This window comes from Streptomyces sp. CA-249302 (assembly GCF_050936785.1).
Taxonomy (GTDB): domain Bacteria; phylum Actinomycetota; class Actinomycetes; order Streptomycetales; family Streptomycetaceae; genus Streptomyces.
The window spans coordinates 9,986,687-10,004,890 of sequence record NZ_JBNJMG010000001.1; the positions used below are offsets into that span (position 1 = coordinate 9,986,687).

The following is an 18,204-nucleotide window of genomic DNA, read 5'->3' on the forward strand; positions in this document are numbered from 1 at the left end:
GTTGCTCGGGTTCTCGCGAGTCCGCTTGGAATCCGCCGCCGGCCCGGCCAAATCGGCAGGACCGGGCATGGGCCGGCGGCGGAGCCGGTTCCGGCCGGTGTCAGACGGTCGCGACCGGAGTGAGCGGGCTGCCCTGGGTGCCGGGCAGGTTCAGCGGGGGAGCGGTGAGCAGGAAGCGGCTGCGGTTGTGCTCGCGCAGCCACGCTGCCAGGTCGTGCAGGTACCACAGCTCGCCGAGCGGGACGCCCAGCTTGAACAGGCACAGGTGGTGGATCGGGAGCAGGGTGTGCCGGCCCTGGGCCTTCGTGGTGGCCACGCCTTCGACCGCGTAGTTGTCCGCGATCAGCGCCGACATCTGCGACTCCTCGATCCACTTCAGGATGTCGGGGTCATCCGCGTCGAGGTACGCGGCGGTCTGGTGGATCGCCACCGGGTCCGGGTTCTTGTTCCAGGCGAGCACCTGGGTGGCGAAACCGGTGTGCAGCAGGACCATGTCGCCCGGCTCCACGGTCACGTTGTCCGCGTCCATGATCTCGCGGAGCTGCTTGTAGCTGACCGGCTGGTAGCCCGTGCCCAGGTGGTGGGCGATGTCGATGAGGACACCGCGGCCCTGGACGCCGTGCTCGGCCATGTGCTCGAGACCGAGGTGGCGGGCGAAGCTGATGCTTCCGCTGCCGTCGCCCTTGGCGTCCTCCTGCGGGCCGACCAGGTCGGTGCCGGGCCGGTAGCCGTTGTAGTAGACCGGCTCGGCCTCGCCGTCGCCGTCGGCGTCGAACTCGGCGCCCTGGTGGGCGAGGGAGTCCCACTGGGTCGAGTACTGGAGCCAGAGGGTCACCACGTCGTCGGACCAGACGTCGATCAGCGAGGGATCGATCTGGTCGCGGGCCACGACGTTGTAGAAGACGTCCTGCTTGTGCTGGAGGTCCTCGGTGGGCCGCAGGATCGGCGGGTAGCGGCGCTGGTTGAGGGCCGTACCGCCGGGATAGTCGAGCGGCAGGCTCAGGCTGAAGGTCACACCGTGCTCGACCTCACGCACGCCCTGCAGCACCTTCTCGGCCGTCAGCAGGTTGATGCGGCCCAGCTCGTCGTCGTCGCCCCACTCGCCCCAGGTCGAACCGGGCGGCCGCTGCTTCCAACGCTTCGTCACGATAAAACGCCTCCTTAGACGACGGTCCCCGTCGACGGTCGTGCCCGCATGCTATTTCTAATGTACCGATCGGTCAACAACTCGGACGGCTTTCCATTCGGGCCTTCATATTGTGCGCCAGGATCAATAGACTGACTGGTCGAAACACCTACCACTTGGAGCTGCAATGAGCGAATCCACACAGGCGTGGGTCGCGGCGGGGGTGCGCGCCGTGATCGGGGCGCACACCCATGCCCAGGACGCGGGCCGCACCGACGACATCGTCGCGCTGTACACGCCCGACGGGGTCCTGGAGCTGCCGGGCACCGACCCCGTCCAGGGGCACGACGCCCTGCGCGAGGCCTTCAAGGGCTGGGCCCCGACGCAGCCGCAGCTGCACATGGTGACCAACACGATCGTCGGCTCCGCCGGTCCCGACGAGGCGACCGCCTCCAGCGACGTGCTCTTCTTCCAGCGCGGCGAGGCGGGCTGGGCGCCGCTGGTGGCGGGCCACTACGAGGACACCTTCCGCCGCGTCGACGGCAACTGGATGTTCCAGCGGCGCGTGACCACCTACCAGGTCTAGCCGCCGACCCCGTCCCGCTCCTCCGTCAGCCTCCGTTCACGACCACCGAGAGAGAAGACACATACACATGAGCATCTCCGCAGAAGCCGCACTCGCCGGCGTCCAGTCGATCATCGCCACCTACGCCCAGAACATCGACACCGGGAACACCGACGTCGTCGCCGACCTGTTCACCGAGGACGGCGTCGCCGAGATCGAGGGCCAGGGCACCTTCGAGGGCCGCGAGACCATCCGCAAGGTCTACGGGCAGTTCTCGCCGCAGGCCCCGCAGCTGCACATGGTCGGCAACACCGTGCTGACCTCGGAGCCCGGCGAGGAGGTCACGGCCACCAGCAGCCTGGTCTTCTTCGCGCGCGGCGAGGAGGGCTGGGGCGTTCAGCTGGTCGGGACCTACGAGGACACGGCGGTCCTCGTGGACGGCGAGTGGAAGTTCCGCAGGCGCGTCACGAAGTTCCTGTAGGAACGCACTGCGAACGACCGGACGCCGGTGCCCCCGTTCCACGGGCGGCACCGGCGTTCCGCTTGTTCAGCCCTGCGCCGGGCCCTGAGCCTTGGTGAAGGCGAAGGCCGGGAAGTCGTTCTCGACGGACTCGCGGATCAGCTCCTGGAGCTTGTACCGGCCCATGGGGTTCAGCAGCTGCTTGACGGCCTTGCCGGGGATGTTGGCGCCGTAGAAGTAGCTGCTCTTGTTGAAGGACAGCTGGGCCTCGTTGCCGTTGACGAGGTCCGTCCACTCCTGCTCGGCCTCGTCCGTGACCGCGACGACGTCGTGGCCGTAGTCACGGGCGTGCACGATCAGGTCCATGACGTAGTCGACCTGGTCGCCGGAGTAGCGAGGGTTGTTGCCGAGGGCGCCGTGCGGGCCGCCCGGGAAGTAGAAGTTGGGGAAGCCGGCGGTCGCGATGCCGAGGTAGGTGGACGGGCCGTCCGACCAGTACTCCTTGAGCCCCAGGTCCGCGCGGCCGTGCACGCCCAGCCGGTTGAGCGCGCCGGTGCCGAAGTCGTAGCCGGTCGCCCAGATGATGATGTCGAACTCCTGGTGGCCCTCGGAGGTCTCGATCCCGGTCTCGGTGATGCGCACGATCGGCGTCTCGTTGATGTCGACCAGCTCGACGTTCGGCTTGTTGTACGCCTCGTAGTAGCCGGTGCCGAACGGAGGCCTGCGGCCGCCGTAACCGTGGCCCTTGGGGACCAGCTTCTCGGCCGTCGCCGGGTCCTTGACGATGGAGCGGATCTTGTTCGCGATGAACTCGCAGAACTCCTCGTTGACCGTGGGGTTCGTGGTCATGTCGTAGTAGTGCTCGGAGAGCTTGGTGAAGCCGGGGCTGTTCCACTTCTGCTCGTAGAACTCCTGGCGCTGCTCCGGCGTGTCCTCCAGACCCGAGCGCATCGTGATCTGGTGCAGGAAGCCGCTCGGCGAGGTGTTGAGGGTGTCCCGGATGTTCTCGAAGTCACCCTTGAGGGCGGCCTGTTCCTCGTCGGTGATCGGCCGGTTGTTGAGCGGGGTGAGCCAGTCGGCGACCTTCTGGTAGACCGCCAGGTGGGCGACCTCGTCGGCGATCGCGGGCACGATCTGCACACCGCTGGAGCCGGTGCCGATCTGCGCCACCCGCTTGCCGGTGAAGTCCACCGGCGTCTTCGGCCAGCGGCCGGTGTGGTGCTGCTCGCCGCGGAAGTCCGCGCGGCCCGGGATCTCCGGCATGAACGGCACGGAGAGGATGCCGGTCGCCGCGACGACGTGGCGGGCCCGGTACTCGGTGCCGCCCTCCGTGGTGACCGTCCAGACGGCGGCCGACTCGTCCCACACCGCCGAGGACACCTTCGCGCCGAAGTCGATGAGCCGGCGCAGGTCGAACCGGTCGACGACGTAGTTGAAGTACCGCTCGATCTCCGGCTGGCCGGCGAAGTGCTCCGACCACTCCCACTCCTCCCACAGCTCCTTGGAGAACAGGTAGCCGTAGGTGTAGCTCTCGGAGTCGAAGCGCGCCTGGGGGTAGCGGTTCCAGTACCAGGTGCCGCCCACGCCACTGCCCGCCTCGAGCAGCTTCGCCGAGAAGCCCTCGTCCTGGGCCCGGTACAGCTGGTAGATGCCGGTGACGCCGCCGCCGATGACCAGTACGTCCACGAGGCCCTGGTCCGCCGGGCTCGTCTTCGTCGTTTCGCTCATGTTGCTCTCCCGCGTGAGCCTTGATTCATCTATCGACCGGTCAGTCGAATATTGAGGTGAGAGTAGAGGAGGGGCCGGATTCATTCAATGGATGTGAATCTCGCCCGAGAGATTGATTGTACCGACCGTCTGGTCTAACTTTCGCTCAGGGACGCGAAGCAGCGCAACGGGAGTCAGGCATGAGCGAGAAGAACGGCGTCGACGAGGTCATCGATCTGCGGGCCGCGGGCTGGAAGGCCATGCGGGCCGCCCTGCCGGGCATCGTTCCCGACGAGGACGTCGACATGCGGGACGGGCGCCTCGGCGAGGAGCTCGTCGACATCGGCCTGACCAGTGTCTGGGGGGCACTGTGGGGGCGCGAGGGACTCGCTCCGCGCGATCGCAGCCTGGTCACGCTCGGCATCCTCATCGCCCTCGGGGCGGAGACCGAGCTGAAGACCCACGTCCGTGTCGCGGTGACGAACGGACTGAGCCAGGACGAGATCGCCGAGGTCATCTACCACTCCAGCGGTTACACCGGTTTCCCCCGGGCGGTCGCCGCCCGCACCGCCGCCCGCGAGGCGCTGGAGGGCTGACCACGGCCCAGTCCGGTGGCGTCGGCCACCGGCCCACTGCACACCACAGCACACGAGGAGCACTTATGTCACTGCAGGGAAAGGTGGCCGTCGTCACGGGCGGCGCGCGGGGCATCGGACGCGGGATCGCGACGGTGCTGGCCGCCAAGGGAGCCTCCGTGGCGGTCTGGGACCTGAACGCCGAGGGCGCGGAGAAGACCGCCGCCGAGATCCAGGCGGCCGGCGGCACGGCGATCGCCGTCGGCGGTGACGCCGCCGAGGCCGAGGCGGTGGCCCGCTCCGCGGCCCGCACCCGTGACGAACTCGGGCCGGTCAGCATCCTGGTCAACAACGCCGGGACGACCGCCTACGAGCCGTTCACCAGCATCAGCGAGGCCTCCTGGGACCGCATGATCGGGATCAACCTCAAGGGCCCGTTCCTGGTCACCCAGCAGCTGATCCCCGACATGGTGGAGGCGGGCTGGGGCCGGATCATCAACATCTCCTCCTCGTCCGCCCAGACCGGCGCGCCGGCCATGGCGCACTACGCGTCCTCCAAGGGCGGCGTGATCGCCCTCACCCGGGCGCTCGCGGTCGAGTACATCGAGAAGGGGATCACCGTCAACCACGTCCCGCCGGGGTTCATCGACACCCCGCTGGTCCGCCAGGGCCCGATCGACGTGGAGGCGGCCGCGGCCACGATGCCGATGAAGCGGGCCGGCAGCCCCGAGGACGTGGCGCACGCGGTCGCCTACCTGGCCTCGGAGGAGGCGGGCTACGTGACCGGCCAGACCTTCGGCGTCAACGGCGGGCGCTACGTCTACTGACCGGCCGGCCTTCCCGCACCGAACACCGCACGAAACGCTGCACTGGAGCCACGAATGAGCATCGACGACGACGTCCGGGCCCCCGCCCACGTCCTGGTAGTGGGCGCATCCGCGTCCGGACTGACCACGGTGGAGGCCCTGCGCCGCAAGGGTTACGAGGGCCGGATCACGGTGCTCGGCGACGAACCGCACGCCCCCTACGACCGGCCGCCGCTGTCCAAGCAGGTCCTCTCCGGCGCCTGGGACCCGGAGCGCGCCGCGCTGCGCACCCAGGACGTGCTGTCGGCGCTGGACGCCGAGTTCGTGTTCGGCGACCCGGCGGTCGGACTGGACACGGCGGCGCGCAGCGTCCGTACCCAGTCCGGCCGGGAACTGCCGGCCGACGCCGTCGTCATCGCCACCGGGGTACGAGCCCGGCAGCTGCCCGGGCAGCAGGACCTGGCCGGCGTGCACGTGCTGCGCACCCTCGACGACTGCCTGGCCCTGCGCGAGGACCTGCTGGCCGGCTCGCGCCTGGTCGTCGTCGGCGAGGGCGTGCTCGGCTCCGAGATCGCGGCCACCGCACGGACGCTGGGCCTGGACGTCACCCTGACCGGACCGCTGTCGGGGCCGATGGCGCTCCAGGTGGGTCCGCTGGTCTCCGGTGTCCTGGCCGAGCTGCACACCGAGCGCGGGGTACGGCTGAAGCTCGGCAACGGCGTCGTCGGCCTGACCAGCGAGGGCGGCCGGGTCAACGGCGTGCGGCTGGCCACGGACGAGGTGCTGCCCGCCGATGTGGTGGTCGTGTCGATCGGCGCGATCCCCGCGACGGAGTGGCTCGCCGACAGCGGGCTCGAGCTCGACAACGGCGTGGTGTGCGACTCGCGTTGCCGGGCGGAGGAGGGGATCTACGCCGTCGGCGACGTGGCCCGCTGGCACCACGAGGGCCTCGGCCGGCTGGTCCGGCTGGAGAACCGCACCAACGCCACCGAGCAGGCCATGGCCGTCGCCGGGGAGATCCTCGGCGAGGGGCGGCCCTACGCGCCGGTGCCGTACTTCTGGACCGACCAGTACGACGCCAAGCTCCAGGTCCACGGCTTCCTGCCGACTGACGCCGAAGTGGACGTCGTGGAAGGCGATCTGACGGCCCGTCGGTTCGTCGCCCGGTACCGCAGCGAGGGCCGGGTCACCGGCGTTCTCGGCTGGAACATGCCCAAGCAGGCCCGCCTGCGCCGTCAGGAGATCGTCGACGGTCTCGACGCTCCCGCCCCCACCCACTGAACGATCAGGAGAGATCCCCATGAAGGTTGTCGTCGACGAGGAGAAGTGTGTCGCCGCCGGACAGTGCGTGGCGGCCGCCATGGACGTGTTCGACCAGCGGGAGGACGACGGCATCGTCATCGTCCTGAACGAGAACCCGCCGGCCGAACTGGCCGACGACGTGCGCAACGCCGCTGCGGTGTGCCCCGCCCTGGCCATCCGCATCGAGGAATAGGCCCACCGCCCCCCACAGCAGGAGGAAGAACATGGCTGAGGCAGCCACCCGAACCGCCCCCGACGAGCAGATCTACTACTACCAGGACGAGCGGGACGCCAAGTGCCCCTTCGCCCCGGCGCCCGGACTGCGCGCCCTGAACGACGAGGCGCCCGTCAGCCGGGCGCGGATCTGGGACGGCAGCACCCCTTGGCTTGTCACGGGGCATGCCGCGCAGCGCGCGATCCTTTCCGACCCCCGGGTCAGTTCGGACGACAAACAGCCCGGATTCCCCTACCCGAACGCGTCCATGGCGGAGGCGGCGCCCCACTACCCCCTCACGATCTTCAACGCCGACGGCGCCGACCACACGCGGATCCGCCGCATGATGACGCGCCCTTTCACCCGCGCCCGGATGGAGGCGTTGCGGCCGGAGATCCAGCGGTTCACCGACCAGCTCATCGACGAGATGCTCGCCGGTCCGAAGCCGGTCGACCTGGCCCACGCGCTGTCGCTGCCGCTTCCCTCGCTGATGATCTGCGCGCTGCTCGGAGTGCCGTACGAGGACCACGCCTTCTTCCAGAAGCACGCCTCCCTCGCCACCAGGAGCGACAAGACCCACGAGGAACAGGCGGCGGCGAACGAAGCGCTGGGCGGGTACCTGGCGGGGCTGATCCAGAAGAAGATCGAGGAGCCGGCCGAGGACGTGCTCTCGGACTTCGCCGCGCGTGTCAAGGACGGCGACCTCACCCTCCCCGAGGCCACCCTGCTGTCCATGATCCTGCTGATCGCCGGTCACGAGACCAGCGCGACGATGATCACACTGGGGACCGGCCTGCTGCTGGACAACCCGGACGAGCTGGCCCGGCTGCGCAATCTCGAGGACTCGAAGGACGCGGCCCCCGCCGTCGAGGAGCTCCTGCGGTACCTGACCGTCGCCATGTTCGGCCAGCGCCGTATCGCCCGTGAGGACTTCGAGTTCGAGGGCGTGCAGATCAAGGCCGGGGACGGCATCGTCGTTCCGCTGCCCGCGGGCAACTGGGACGCCGACGCCTTCCCCGAGCCGGAGAAGCTCGATCTCACCCGTGACGCCCGCCAGCACCACGCCTTCGGCTGGGGCATCCACCAGTGCCTGGGGCAGCAGCTCGCCCGTATCGAGCTCCAGGTCGTCTACAGCACCCTCTACCGGCGGGTCCCGACCCTGCGGCTCGCCGTCGACCGCGACGAACTCGTGTTCCGTCCGGCCGACGCGCTCGCCTTCGGTGTCGCCGAGCTGCCGGTCACCTGGTAGTCGGGGTCCCTTCCACCTCACTGCGGGTCCCTTCCGTTCGGGAGGGACCCGCAGCAGCATCCGCAACCGCAGTACAACAGGAGTCAGGCATGAGCGAGTTCAGCTTCGAAGGACGCGTCGCCGTCGTCACCGGCGCGGGCCGCGGGATCGGCCGGGCCCATGCCCGCCTCCTGGCGGAGCGGGGGGCGAAGGTCGTCGTCAACGACCTGGGCGGATCCATGGAGGGCGACGGCTCGGACACGGGCCCCGCGCAGAAGGTCGTCGACCTGATCGCCGCGGCAGGCGGTACGGCCGTCGCCGACACCAACGACGTCTCCACCCCGGCCGGCGGCAAGGCCATCATCGACACCGCGATCGAGAACTTCGGCCGCATCGACATCCTCGTCAACAACGCCGGGATCATCCGGTACGCCGGCCTGCCCGACATCGACGCGGAGAACCTGGAGCGCCACCTCGCGGTGCACCTCCTCGGCTCCTTCAACACGATGCGCGCGGCCTGGCCGCACTTCGTCGAGCAGCGGTACGGCCGGATCGTGCACACCACCTCCAGCGGCATGTTCGGCATGGACAACAACCTGTCGTACGCGGCGGCCAAGGCCGGCACGGTCGGCATGGCCCGCAGCGCGAAGCTGGCCGGCGAGCCGCACAACATCAAGGTGAACCTGATCGCCCCGGCCGCCATGACCCGGATGGGCGGCGGCCCCGAGGAGGAGCCCGCCGAGGCCGCCCCCGGCATGCCGTACATGCCCTCGGACGCGGTGGCGCCGATGGTGGCCTACCTCGCCCACGAGAGCTGCCCGGTCAACGGGGAGATCTACACGGCCGGCGCGGGCCGCTTCGCCCGCCTCTTCATCGCCTCGACCGAGGGTTACGCCCACGAGGGCGGCCCCGCCACCGTCGAGGACGTCGCCGCCAACTGGGACGCCATCAACGACGAGAAGGGCTACTACGTCCCCTCGGATCTGATGGCCTGGTCGGGCGCGTTCCTCCAGCACCAGCTCTCCGGGCTCGGCGGCGCCGAGAACGCGTAGCCGGACGGCGGCGACACACAGGGACGGCGGCGACACGCGGAGGGGGCGTGTCGCCGCCGTAGTCGTGCCCGGGCCGCGGACGGCGACGGGCACGAGCGAAGGGCCGGGCGCGATGCCCGGCCCTTCGAGGCGTTACGGCCCCTGCGGTCAGGCCGCCTGACCGACCTCGGCCTCCGCCAGCCGCTTGGTCCTGGGGATCAGCGGGACGAGCAGCGCGCCCGCCGCGACGCAGCCGACCACCAGCCAGAGGCCGTTGGTGAAGCCCTTGTCGAGGTAGAACTGGGTGCCCTTCATGATCGCGCCGTGCTGCGCCATCACCACGAAGGCCAGCTGGGACACGATGATCTGGGCGACGCCCAGGCCGAGGGTCTGGGCGCCGTTGGCCAGCGCCTGCTCCTCGGGGGTGACCACCTCGATGATCATGATCGGGGCGATGGCGGCGACGATGCCCGTACCGAGGCCGGCGATCAGACCCATCTCGACGATCTGGGCCGCGCTGTGGTGCAGATGGGTGCCGATCGCGTAGCCGATGCCGGCCAGCGAGGCGCCGATGCCCAGCAGGATCCGGGTGTCCACCCGGCGGGCGAGCCAGCCGGTGCCGACCGCACCCACGATGATCATGGCGCTGATCGGGCTGGTGACGATGGCGTTGTGCTCACCGGACCAGCCGAGGCCGTCGGAGATGGTCGGGATGGCCGGCATCAGCACCAGCAGCTGGACGACCACACCGACCGCGTTGAGCGAGCCGGCCGCCACGGAGGTGGCCAGCAGGACGGTCCACACCGGGCGGCGCTTCGTCATGGCCGGCGGGAACAGGGGCTCGGCGACCTTGCGCTGGACGAGCACGAAGACGAGCAGCGCGATCGCCGCACCGACGACGTAGGCCAGGAACTTGCCGCTGCCCCAGCCCCAGGTCGACCCCTCGCCGACCGCGTAGACGATCGCGGTGATGCCGCCGCCGAGCAGCAGACCGCCGACCCAGTCCATCCGCCCACCGCTCTGGGTGACCGGGCTCTCGGGCACGCAGAGGGCCACCAGGACGAAGCTCACGCAGGTGCTGATGGCCATGAACCAGAGCACGCCGCGGAAGCCGTAGTCGTCCAGCAGCCAGCCGGCCAGGAACGGCCCGCCGAAGGCGACGAGACCGATGCCGCCGGCCAGGATGCCGCTGGCGAGACCGACCCAGCGGCGCGGGAAGATGTCGCGGGTGATCGCGTAGGCGATCGGCGCGGTGGCCGCGTAGATGCCGGCGATCCCGCGCCCGATCAGCAGGGTGCGGTAGTCGGTGGCGAGGGCGGCCACCAGGTCGCCGACGAAGCCGAGCCCGGTGGCGACCAGCAGGACCTTCTTCTTGCCGAACAGGGCCGCGGCCTTGACCGCGAACGGCAGGAAGAAGGTGCCGGTCAGCAGGGTCATCAGGGTGAACCACGCGATCTCCGTGGTCCGGAAGTGGATGGCGACGTCGGCCTGTGCGATGCCGGACAACGCGGCCACCAGCGCGACGAGTTGGACGGTCCACAGCAGCGCGACGACCACGAGGACGTTGCGCGAGGTGGAGAGGGAGGACTCTTCGGCCGGTGGGGCGGCGGTACGTGTCTGGGACATCGCGGGCCTTCCAATGGGTGAGCGGGGGCGAACCGGAGAGCGGCTCTGGTCCGTGATGAGAGCTGCCGGAAAGATAGACCCAACGGTCGGTACAATCAATGAGATCGGCAGAAATAGGGACGGATCCCGCTGAGCGGGACTTCCGCCCACGCCGGCGCGTCGGTTGTGCGTCGACGGGGGCCTCGGGGATGTCCGGCGAGGCGGGCGATCGTATGATGATGACCCGATCGCTCAAACGAACATTCCGGGGGCGGAGGCCGTATGCGGGAGCCGGTCGATCTCAGGCGGCGGCGGATTCTCGCCGCGGTGCAGGCGCGGGGCACGGCGCGGGTGCGGGACCTCGCCGCCGAGCTCCAGGTGTCCGTGGTGACGGTGCGCCGGGACGTCGAGGAGCTGATGCGGGAGGGCAGGCTGCGGCGCGGGCACGGGGTCGTCCGCTCGACCCTGCCCGCACAGGAGCTGCCCGAACGCGACGCCGGTGACGGCGACACGGTGGCCGTGGTGGTGCCCGAGCGGCACTCGTATCTCTACGAGGCCCTGCACGGCGCCCGCACCGTCCTCGACGCGGCCGGCCTGCGCGTCGCCCTGCACATCGCGCCCCAGGTGCCCGGCGCCGAACGCCCGCAGGTGGAACGGGCGTTGGCCGACGGCGCCAAGGGTGTCCTGCTCGCTCCGCGCTGGCGCAGCCCCGCCGCCGAGGAGGCCGACTACCGGTGGCTCGCCGAGCTGGACGTGCCGACCGTGCTGATGGAGCGTCGGCCGCCCAGAGGCAGCGCGCTGCACGCCATGGACTCGGTCTGCTCCGACCACTGGTACGGCGCCCATCTCGCCGTCGAGCACCTGGTCGGCCTCGGCCACCGGCGGCTGGTCTTCGCGACCCGCGACGACAGCCCCACCGCCCGCACGCTGCGCGCCGCCCTCACCGGGATCGCCGGCGCCCACCCGCTCGTCGAGGAGTGGACCTGGGCGCTGAGCTCCTCCCGCGGCGGCCTCGACCACGAGCCCACCGACGTACCGGACCTGGTCGCGCTGCTGCGCAAGGTGGGCGCGACGGCCGCCGTCCTGCACGGCGACGTGGACGCGGTGATGCTGGTGCAGCAACTCGCCGAGCAGGGGGTGCGGGTGCCTGAGGACTGCTCGGTGGTCGCCTACGACGACGTCGTGGCCGGACTCGCCAGCCCGCCGCTGACGGCGGTGTCACCGCCCAAGGGCGAGGTCGGGAAGGTGGCGGCGGAGCTGATGCTGCGGCGGCTCGACCGGGCGCAGGCGGAGGGGTCGGGTTCGGTGCGGCGCGTGGAACTGTTGCCGACGCTGAAGGTGCGCGGCTCGACCAGGCCCCTCTAAGGCTATGAGCGTTTGACCGCTTTATTTTCTTCTGATCGCTCTATTGACCGTTTCTTGTCGGCCGCGGAGGATTCCCGTGACTCGAACAGGGAGGCGCCATGCCTGGTCGACAGAGCCGTCGATCCGTGCTCGCCGCGTTGGCCGCCCTGCCGCTTGCGGGGGCCGTGAGCGCCTGCAGCAAGGGCGCGTCCACCGCGAGCGGCACCAGTGGAACCACGCGCATCACCTTCTGGTCCGCCCTGCGCGGCAGCCAGGAGGTGGTGGACGAGTTCAACCGCACGCACGACCGCATCCAGGTCGACTTCCAGCAGATCCCGTCCGGCAACCAGGGCGGCTACGCCAAACTCAGCAACGCGGCCCGGGCCGGCAACGCGCCCGACGTCGCCACCATCGAGTACCCCCAGGTCCCCGGCTTCGCCATCGACGGCGTCGCCCGCGACATCACCGACATGGTCAGCGACACCCTCAAGGCGAAGACCCTGCCCCAGGCCCTGGGCCTCACCACCTTCCAGGGCCGCACCTACAGCGTCCCGCTCGACGTCGAGCCGATGGTCATGCACTACCGCACCGACCTGTTCGACCAGTACGGCCTCCAGGTACCGCGTACCTGGGACGAGTTCGCCGAACTCGCGCGCACGGTCCGGCACAAGGCGCCGAAGCGACGTCTCGTCCTGTTCCCCACGGACGGCGCGATGCAGTTCGCCGCCTACAGCTGGCAGGCCGGCGCCCAGTGGTTCGACACCTCCAAGGGCGCCTGGAACGTGTCCCTCGCGGACGCGCCCACCCGGCGTGTGGCCTCGTACTGGCAGCAGCTCGTCGACGAGGACGTGGTCTTCATGAACGGTGTCGAGAGCCGGCAGTCCGACGCACAGATCGCGAACGGCCTGGTCCTGACCCGGCTCAGCGGCGCCTGGGACGCCGGTGCGCAGATGCGGGCGCAGCCCGGGCTGAAGGGCAGGTGGCGGATCGCCCCGCTGCCGCAGTGGGACGAGGGCAGCCCGCACGTCGGCACGCACGGCGGCTCCACCTTCGCCGTGACCAAGGACAGCCGGCACCCCGAGGCCGCCATGGAGTTCATCGAGTGGCAGGTCTCGCACCCGGACGCGCTGCGCGCCCGCCTCTCCAGCGGCGCCAGCAGCCAGTACCCGGCCGCCCCGGACTCGTCCCCGTCGACCGCAAGGCCTTCGACGCCTCCTACTACGGCGGCCAGGACATCTACACCCTCTTCGACGAGGAGGCCCACAAGATCCGCGACGGCTGGGTGTGGGGCCCGCGGATGACCGCCACCGGAAAGGTGATGCAGGACGGCTTCGCCCGGGTGAGCGGCGGCCAGGGCACCCTCATCGGCTCCGTGCGCGCCGCCGAGGACGGCACCATGCCCGACCTGAAGGCCCTGGGCCTGTCCACCACCCGGCACAGCACCTGAGCCGCCCGAAAGGCAGGTGAACCCCCATGACCGCGACCACCCAGCACGCCCCGTCCACGGCCCTCCCCGCCGCCGCCCCGGCAGCCGCCCGCCGCACCCGCAAGGCGGCCCGGCGCCGTCAACTCGGCGCCTGCGGTGCCCTCATGGCGCCCTTCTTCGCGCTCCTCGTCACCGTCTTCCTGATCCCGGTCGGCACTGCCGTCTACCTCAGCTTCCACAGCGACGACCACCCCGGCCTGGGCTTCGGCAACGCCCGCACGGTCTTCGTCGGAGTGCGCAGCTACACGGCCGTCCTGACCGACCCGACCTTCCTGTCCGGACTCGGCACGGTCGCCCTGTACTGCCTGCTCTACATCCCGCTCATGGTGCTCGGCTCACTCGCCCTGGCCCTGCTGCTGGACTCGGGCGTCGTACGCCTGCGAGCTTCGGCGCAACTCGGCCTCTTCCTGCCGCACGCCGTGCCCGGCATCATCGCCGCCCTGATCTGGCTCTACCTCTATACGCCCGGTATCAGCCCGGTCATCGAACTGTTCGCCAAGGCCGACATCACGATCGACTTCCTGGGTCTGCACACCGTGCTCCCGTCGATCGTGAACATCGCCCTGTGGAGCAACCTCGGCTACAACATGGTGGTCTTCTACGCCGCCCTCCAGGCCGTGCCCCGCGAGGTGATCGAAGCCGCGGTCGTCGACGGCGCCGGACCCGTGCGCACGGCACTCCAGGTCAAGACCCCTCTCGTCCGGGCCTCGATCGTCACGGTCGCCATGTTCACCCTCGTCTGGGGCCTCCAGCTCTTCACCGAGCCGATGCTGCTCAGCCAGTCCTCCCCGATGATCAACTCCCGCTTCTCGCCCAGCATGTACATCTACGACGCGGCCTTCACCCGAAACAACTACAGCCTGGCCGCGGCCGCTTCGGTGATCCTGCTGCTCTTCACCATCGCCCTGTCCTATGGCGTCACCCGCTGGACCAGCCGGCTCGACCGCGCCGAGGAGGCGTCCCGATGAGCACAGCCGACAGCACCCTGCTGCGCCCCCGGCTGCTCGGCCGGGCCACCGTCAACGTCGTGGTCGCCCTCTCCGTGCTCTACACCCTGCTGCCCGTGCTGTGGCTGGTGCTGGCCGCCGGCAAGACCCGCGACGCCCTGTTCAGCAGCGACATCCTGTCCTTCAAGGACTTCTCCTTCGGACAGAACCTGCACGACCTCTTCGTCATGGACGACGGCCAGTACGGCCGCTGGTACCTCAACAGCCTGCTGTACGCCGTCCTCGGTGCCGCGATCGGCGCACTGGTGAGCGTGGCCTGCGGCTACGCCTTCGACAAGTACCGCTTCCGGCACAAGGAGAAGCTGTTCGGGCTCGTTCTCGCGGCCGTCATGGTCCCGCAGACCGTCCTCGCCCTGCCGCTGTACCTGATGGCCTCCGGCACCGGCCTGGTCAACACCTTCTGGGCGGTGTTCATCCCGGTCCTGTTCAACCCCTTCGGTGTCTACCTCGGCCGGATCTTCAGCCAGGGCTACGTCCCCGACGAGGTCCTGGAGGCCGCGCGCATCGACGGCGCAGGGGAGCTGACCACCTACGCCCGCGTCGCGTTGCGCATGCTCGGCCCCGGCCTGGTCACCGTGTTCCTGTTCCAACTCACCGCGATCTGGAACAACTTCTTCCTGCCGATGGTGATGCTCTCCAACCAGGACCTGTATCCCGTCAGCCTCGGCCTGTACACGTGGAACAGCTCGGCCACCGTCACCCCCGACTACTACCCGGTGGTGATCATGGGCTCGCTGCTGGCCGTCCTCCCGCTGATCCTCGCCTTCGCCCTGCTGCAACGCTTCTGGCGCAGCGGACTGACCGCGGGATCCGTCAAGTAACCCGGCCCGTTGAGGAGTTCACGCACCCAGATGACCGACGTGACGCACCGCCCCCGAGCCGCCCTCGCCATGTCCCAGGACGCGGCCACGGCCGTCCTCGACCCCGAGTCCCTCGAAGCCCTCGCCGCCATCTGCCGGCTCACCCCGCCGCCTGTCCTCGACGACCTCACCACACCCCGCGCCCGCCAAGTCCTCGCCGACGTCGACCTGTTGGTCACCGGCTGGGGCTGCCCACCCCTGGACGCGGCCGTGCTGGCGGCGGCACCACGGCTGCGCGCGGTCGTGCACACCGCGGGCAGCGTGCGCGCGCACATCACCGAGGCCTGCTGGGAGCGCGGCATCGAGGTCTCCTCGGCCGCCGCCGCGAACGCCCTCCCGGTCGCCGAGTACACCGTCGCCATGATCCTGCTGACCGGCAAGCGAGTCCTCGAACGCGCCCGCGAGTTCCAGGTCACCCGCACCCGCGCCCCCTGGCTGCGCACCCCGCACACCGTCGGCAACCACCACCGCACGATCGGCATCCTCTCCGCCTCGCTCACCGGCCGCCGCGTCATGGAACTGCTGCGCCCCCACGACGTCGAGATCCTCCTGTACGACCCCTGTGTCACCGATGCCGAAGCCGCCGAACTCGGCGCTACTCGCGTCGAGTTGAAGGAACTCTTCACCCGCAGCGACACCGTCAGCGTGCACACCCCGCTGCTGCCCGCCACCCGGGGCCTGGTCAGCCGCCCCCTGATCCGGGCGATGCGCCCCGACGCGGTCCTCATCAACACCGCACGCGGCGCGGTCGTCGACCAGGACGCCATCGCCGACGCCGCCCGGGCCGGCCGTATTCGCGCCGTCCTCGACGTCACCGACCCCGAAGTCCTGCCCCCCGAACACCCGTTGTGGGACTGCGACAACGTCGTCCTCACCCCGCACCTGGCCGGATCCCAGGGCAACGAATGGCGTCGGCTGGCCGAACTCGCCGTCGCCGAGACCGCCCGCTGGGTCTCCGGTGTCGGCTTCCTGCACCCCGTCCGACGCGAAAGGCTGGCGTACACGGCATGACCGCACCCTTCCGACTGCCCCCGGAGGACCGGGAGTCGAGCCCGTACACCGGATACACCCGGGCCCACTGGGAAGCCGTCGCCGACGGCCTGCTCACCTCTGCCTGGCGCTGGTCCACCCCGGAGTGCGCCCTGCTCGACCTGCCGGGCCGCCCCTCCCGCTCGGGCGTCCGCTCCGACGGACTCGAGGGCTACGCCCGTACGTTCCTCGCCGCGGCCTTCCGGGTCGCCGGCGCCGGCGGCGACGATCCGCACGGCTGGCTCGACCGCTACGCCCGCGGCCTCGACGCGGGCACCCGCAACCCCGGTCGCGAGGACATCGAGTCCTGGCCGCTCATCCTCGACCACCATGTCCAGGGCCAGCCCATGGTCGAGTCGGCGTCCGTCGCGCTCGGCCTCCGCCTGACCGCGCCCTGGCTGTGGAAGAACCTCGACGCTGACGTCCAGGACCGCGCCGAGGCATGGCTGCGCGGCGCGCTCCGGCACGTCCCGGCGCCGAACAACTGGTACCTCTTCCCGTACACCGTCGCCGGTTTCCTGGAGTCGGTGGGCCGAGGCGACGCCGAGACGGCCGCCGTCCGGCAGCGTGCCCGGGAGCTGCTGGAGGGCTGGTACGTCGGTGACGGCTGGTACACCGACGGCGACGGACGCGCCTTCGACCACTACAACGGGTGGGCCCTGCACCTGTATCCGGTGCTGGACGCGCATCTCGCCGGGACGGACCGGGGACCGTACGGCCCCCGACTGCGTGAACACCTCGACGGCTTCTCCCTGTTGTTCGGCGGCGACGGCGCGCCCCTGCACTTCGGCCGCTCCCTGACGTATCGCTTCGCCGCCTCCGCGGCCGTCGGTCTGGGCGCCGTCACCGGCCACACCCCGCTGACCCCGGGCACCTCGCGCCGCCTGATCAGCGGCAGCCTGCGGTATTTCCTGGACCGCGGCGCCCTCACCGAGGACGGCCTGCTGAGCCTGGGCTGGCACGGCCCGCACCAGGCCACCCTGCAGACCTACTCCGGCCCCTCGTCCCCGTACTGGGCGTCGAAGGCATTCGTCGCCCTGCTCGCCCCGCCCGACCACCCGCTCTGGACGGCCTCCGAGGAACCCGCACCGGTCGAGCGGGCCGACCGCGTCCTCGCCCTGTCCGCCCCGGGCCTGCTCGTCCAGACGACCCGCGCGGACGGGATCGTACGACTGCACAACCACGGCAGCGACCACGTACGGCTCCCCGAAGGCGAGTCGGCCGCCGCGGACGATCCGCTCTACGGGCGGCAGGCGTACTCGACGCACACGGGACCGACGGCGAAGGCGAATGTCGCCGACAATCATCTGTCCGTCGAGGTGAACGGCCGGGGGAGTGTGCGGTGCCGGGTCCATCCGCTCGGGGCGGGTGGCGGCGACGGCTGGGGCTGGGCCGCCTCCTGGCACCGGCCGGTCTTCGCCGCGGGCCCGCCCATGATGCCGGGGCTGCGCGTGGAGAGCGTGACGGTGGCCCGGGGGCCCTATGAGCTGCGCGTCCACCGGGTGATCGGCGCTCCCCCCAACTCCCGTGTCACGCAGACCGGTTGGGCCACCGGGCCCGAGGAACCCCTCGTCTCCGCCCTGCACGGACTCCACGGCTGGGACGAGGACGCCCTCATGCGCGCGCCTCAAGGAACGGCGTACACCCGCTGGGCCCGGGTCCCGCGCCTCGGCGGGCACGCGGGCGGGACGAGCACGCACGTGAGCCTGGCCGCGCTCACCGCGGAGCCGGTCGCCTTGGGTGAAGCCGTCTCGGGTGTGCAGGTCAACGACGGTGATGTCGAGGTCACTTGGGCGCTGGACGGGGCGCGGACGCGGGTCGAGTGGGAGCCGTTGGCGGTGTCCCTCGAGGCGTAGGGC

At 70.5% G+C, this 18,204-nt stretch carries 16 protein-coding genes and 1 pseudogene; 14 read left to right on the forward strand and 3 right to left on the reverse strand.

Annotated features, from left to right (window positions below):
* Positions 1–100: 100 nt before the first annotated feature.
* Complete coding sequence (locus ACQEWB_RS45115; RefSeq protein ID WP_432841920.1) at positions 101–1,147, reverse strand: cyclase family protein; 1,047 nt, start codon at positions 1,145–1,147, stop codon at positions 101–103.
* 166 nt (positions 1,148–1,313) lie between these two features.
* On the opposite strand from ACQEWB_RS45115, the gene ACQEWB_RS45120 reads away from it, so the two are divergent.
* Both ACQEWB_RS45120 and ACQEWB_RS45125 read left to right on the forward strand, forming a co-directional pair.
* On the forward strand, positions 1,314–1,712 hold the full coding sequence (locus tag ACQEWB_RS45120; protein ID WP_432841922.1) for a nuclear transport factor 2 family protein: 399 nt from the start codon (positions 1,314–1,316) through the stop codon (positions 1,710–1,712).
* Between the two features lie 67 nt (positions 1,713–1,779).
* Positions 1,780–2,172: a nuclear transport factor 2 family protein gene (locus ACQEWB_RS45125; RefSeq protein WP_432841924.1), complete on the forward strand. Its 393-nt coding sequence runs from the start codon at positions 1,780–1,782 to the stop codon at positions 2,170–2,172.
* 66 nt (positions 2,173–2,238) lie between these two features.
* Here the strand turns inward: ACQEWB_RS45125 and ACQEWB_RS45130 are convergent, their stop codons facing one another.
* The gene (locus tag ACQEWB_RS45130) at positions 2,239–3,879 is read right to left on the reverse strand and encodes a flavin-containing monooxygenase (protein WP_432841926.1); all 1,641 of its coding nucleotides are present in this window, start codon (positions 3,877–3,879) and stop codon (positions 2,239–2,241) included.
* A gap of 179 nt (positions 3,880–4,058) precedes the next feature.
* Between ACQEWB_RS45130 and ACQEWB_RS45135 the strand changes: the two genes are divergently transcribed.
* The 6 genes from ACQEWB_RS45135 (at position 4,059) to ACQEWB_RS45160 (ending at position 9,035) form a co-directional block, all read left to right on the forward strand.
* Positions 4,059–4,454 (forward strand): carboxymuconolactone decarboxylase family protein, encoded by a 396-nt coding sequence (locus tag ACQEWB_RS45135; protein WP_432841928.1) that lies wholly within the window; start codon positions 4,059–4,061, stop codon positions 4,452–4,454.
* 65 nt (positions 4,455–4,519) lie between these two features.
* On the forward strand, positions 4,520–5,260 hold the full coding sequence (locus ACQEWB_RS45140) for an SDR family NAD(P)-dependent oxidoreductase (RefSeq protein WP_432841930.1): 741 nt from the start codon (positions 4,520–4,522) through the stop codon (positions 5,258–5,260).
* 54 nt (positions 5,261–5,314) lie between these two features.
* The gene (locus tag ACQEWB_RS45145; protein ID WP_432841932.1) at positions 5,315–6,520 is read left to right on the forward strand and encodes an NAD(P)/FAD-dependent oxidoreductase; all 1,206 of its coding nucleotides are present in this window, start codon (positions 5,315–5,317) and stop codon (positions 6,518–6,520) included.
* 19 nt (positions 6,521–6,539) lie between these two features.
* On the forward strand, positions 6,540–6,734 hold the full coding sequence (locus ACQEWB_RS45150; RefSeq protein ID WP_432841934.1) for a ferredoxin: 195 nt from the start codon (positions 6,540–6,542) through the stop codon (positions 6,732–6,734).
* A 31-nt stretch (positions 6,735–6,765) separates the two neighbouring features.
* The gene (locus tag ACQEWB_RS45155; RefSeq protein ID WP_432841936.1) at positions 6,766–8,004 is read left to right on the forward strand and encodes a cytochrome P450; all 1,239 of its coding nucleotides are present in this window, start codon (positions 6,766–6,768) and stop codon (positions 8,002–8,004) included.
* Between the two features lie 89 nt (positions 8,005–8,093).
* Positions 8,094–9,035 (forward strand): SDR family NAD(P)-dependent oxidoreductase, encoded by a 942-nt coding sequence (locus tag ACQEWB_RS45160; RefSeq protein WP_432841938.1) that lies wholly within the window; start codon positions 8,094–8,096, stop codon positions 9,033–9,035.
* Between the two features lie 147 nt (positions 9,036–9,182).
* Here ACQEWB_RS45160 and ACQEWB_RS45165 read toward each other — a convergent pair whose 3' ends face one another.
* Positions 9,183–10,640 carry an MFS transporter gene (locus ACQEWB_RS45165; protein ID WP_432841940.1) on the reverse strand — a complete coding sequence of 486 codons (1,458 nt, stop codon included), beginning with the start codon at positions 10,638–10,640 and terminating at the stop codon, positions 9,183–9,185.
* Between the two features lie 261 nt (positions 10,641–10,901).
* Here ACQEWB_RS45165 and ACQEWB_RS45170 point away from each other — a divergent pair, with 261 nt between their 5' ends.
* The 6 genes and pseudogenes from ACQEWB_RS45170 (at position 10,902) to ACQEWB_RS45195 (ending at position 18,201) form a co-directional block, all read left to right on the forward strand.
* Positions 10,902–11,984 carry a substrate-binding domain-containing protein gene (locus ACQEWB_RS45170; protein WP_432841942.1) on the forward strand — a complete coding sequence of 361 codons (1,083 nt, stop codon included), beginning with the start codon at positions 10,902–10,904 and terminating at the stop codon, positions 11,982–11,984.
* Positions 11,985–12,082: 98 nt separating this feature from the next.
* Positions 12,083–13,410 (forward strand): annotated as a pseudogene (locus ACQEWB_RS45175) (ABC transporter substrate-binding protein).
* A 26-nt stretch (positions 13,411–13,436) separates the two neighbouring features.
* A complete protein-coding gene (locus tag ACQEWB_RS45180; RefSeq protein ID WP_432841944.1) occupies positions 13,437–14,417 on the forward strand; it encodes a carbohydrate ABC transporter permease in 981 nt (326 codons plus the stop codon).
* A complete protein-coding gene (locus ACQEWB_RS45185) occupies positions 14,414–15,277 on the forward strand; it encodes a carbohydrate ABC transporter permease (protein WP_432841946.1) in 864 nt (287 codons plus the stop codon). Before ACQEWB_RS45180 ends, ACQEWB_RS45185 begins: the two co-directional genes overlap by 4 nt.
* Positions 15,278–15,307: 30 nt before the next feature.
* Entirely contained in the window at positions 15,308–16,327 is a 1,020-nt protein-coding gene (locus tag ACQEWB_RS45190; RefSeq protein ID WP_432841948.1) for a hydroxyacid dehydrogenase, read from the forward strand.
* Positions 16,324–18,201 carry a DUF2264 domain-containing protein gene (locus ACQEWB_RS45195; RefSeq protein WP_432841950.1) on the forward strand — a complete coding sequence of 626 codons (1,878 nt, stop codon included), beginning with the start codon at positions 16,324–16,326 and terminating at the stop codon, positions 18,199–18,201. Before ACQEWB_RS45190 ends, ACQEWB_RS45195 begins: the two co-directional genes overlap by 4 nt.
* Positions 18,202–18,204: the final 3 nt, after the last annotated feature.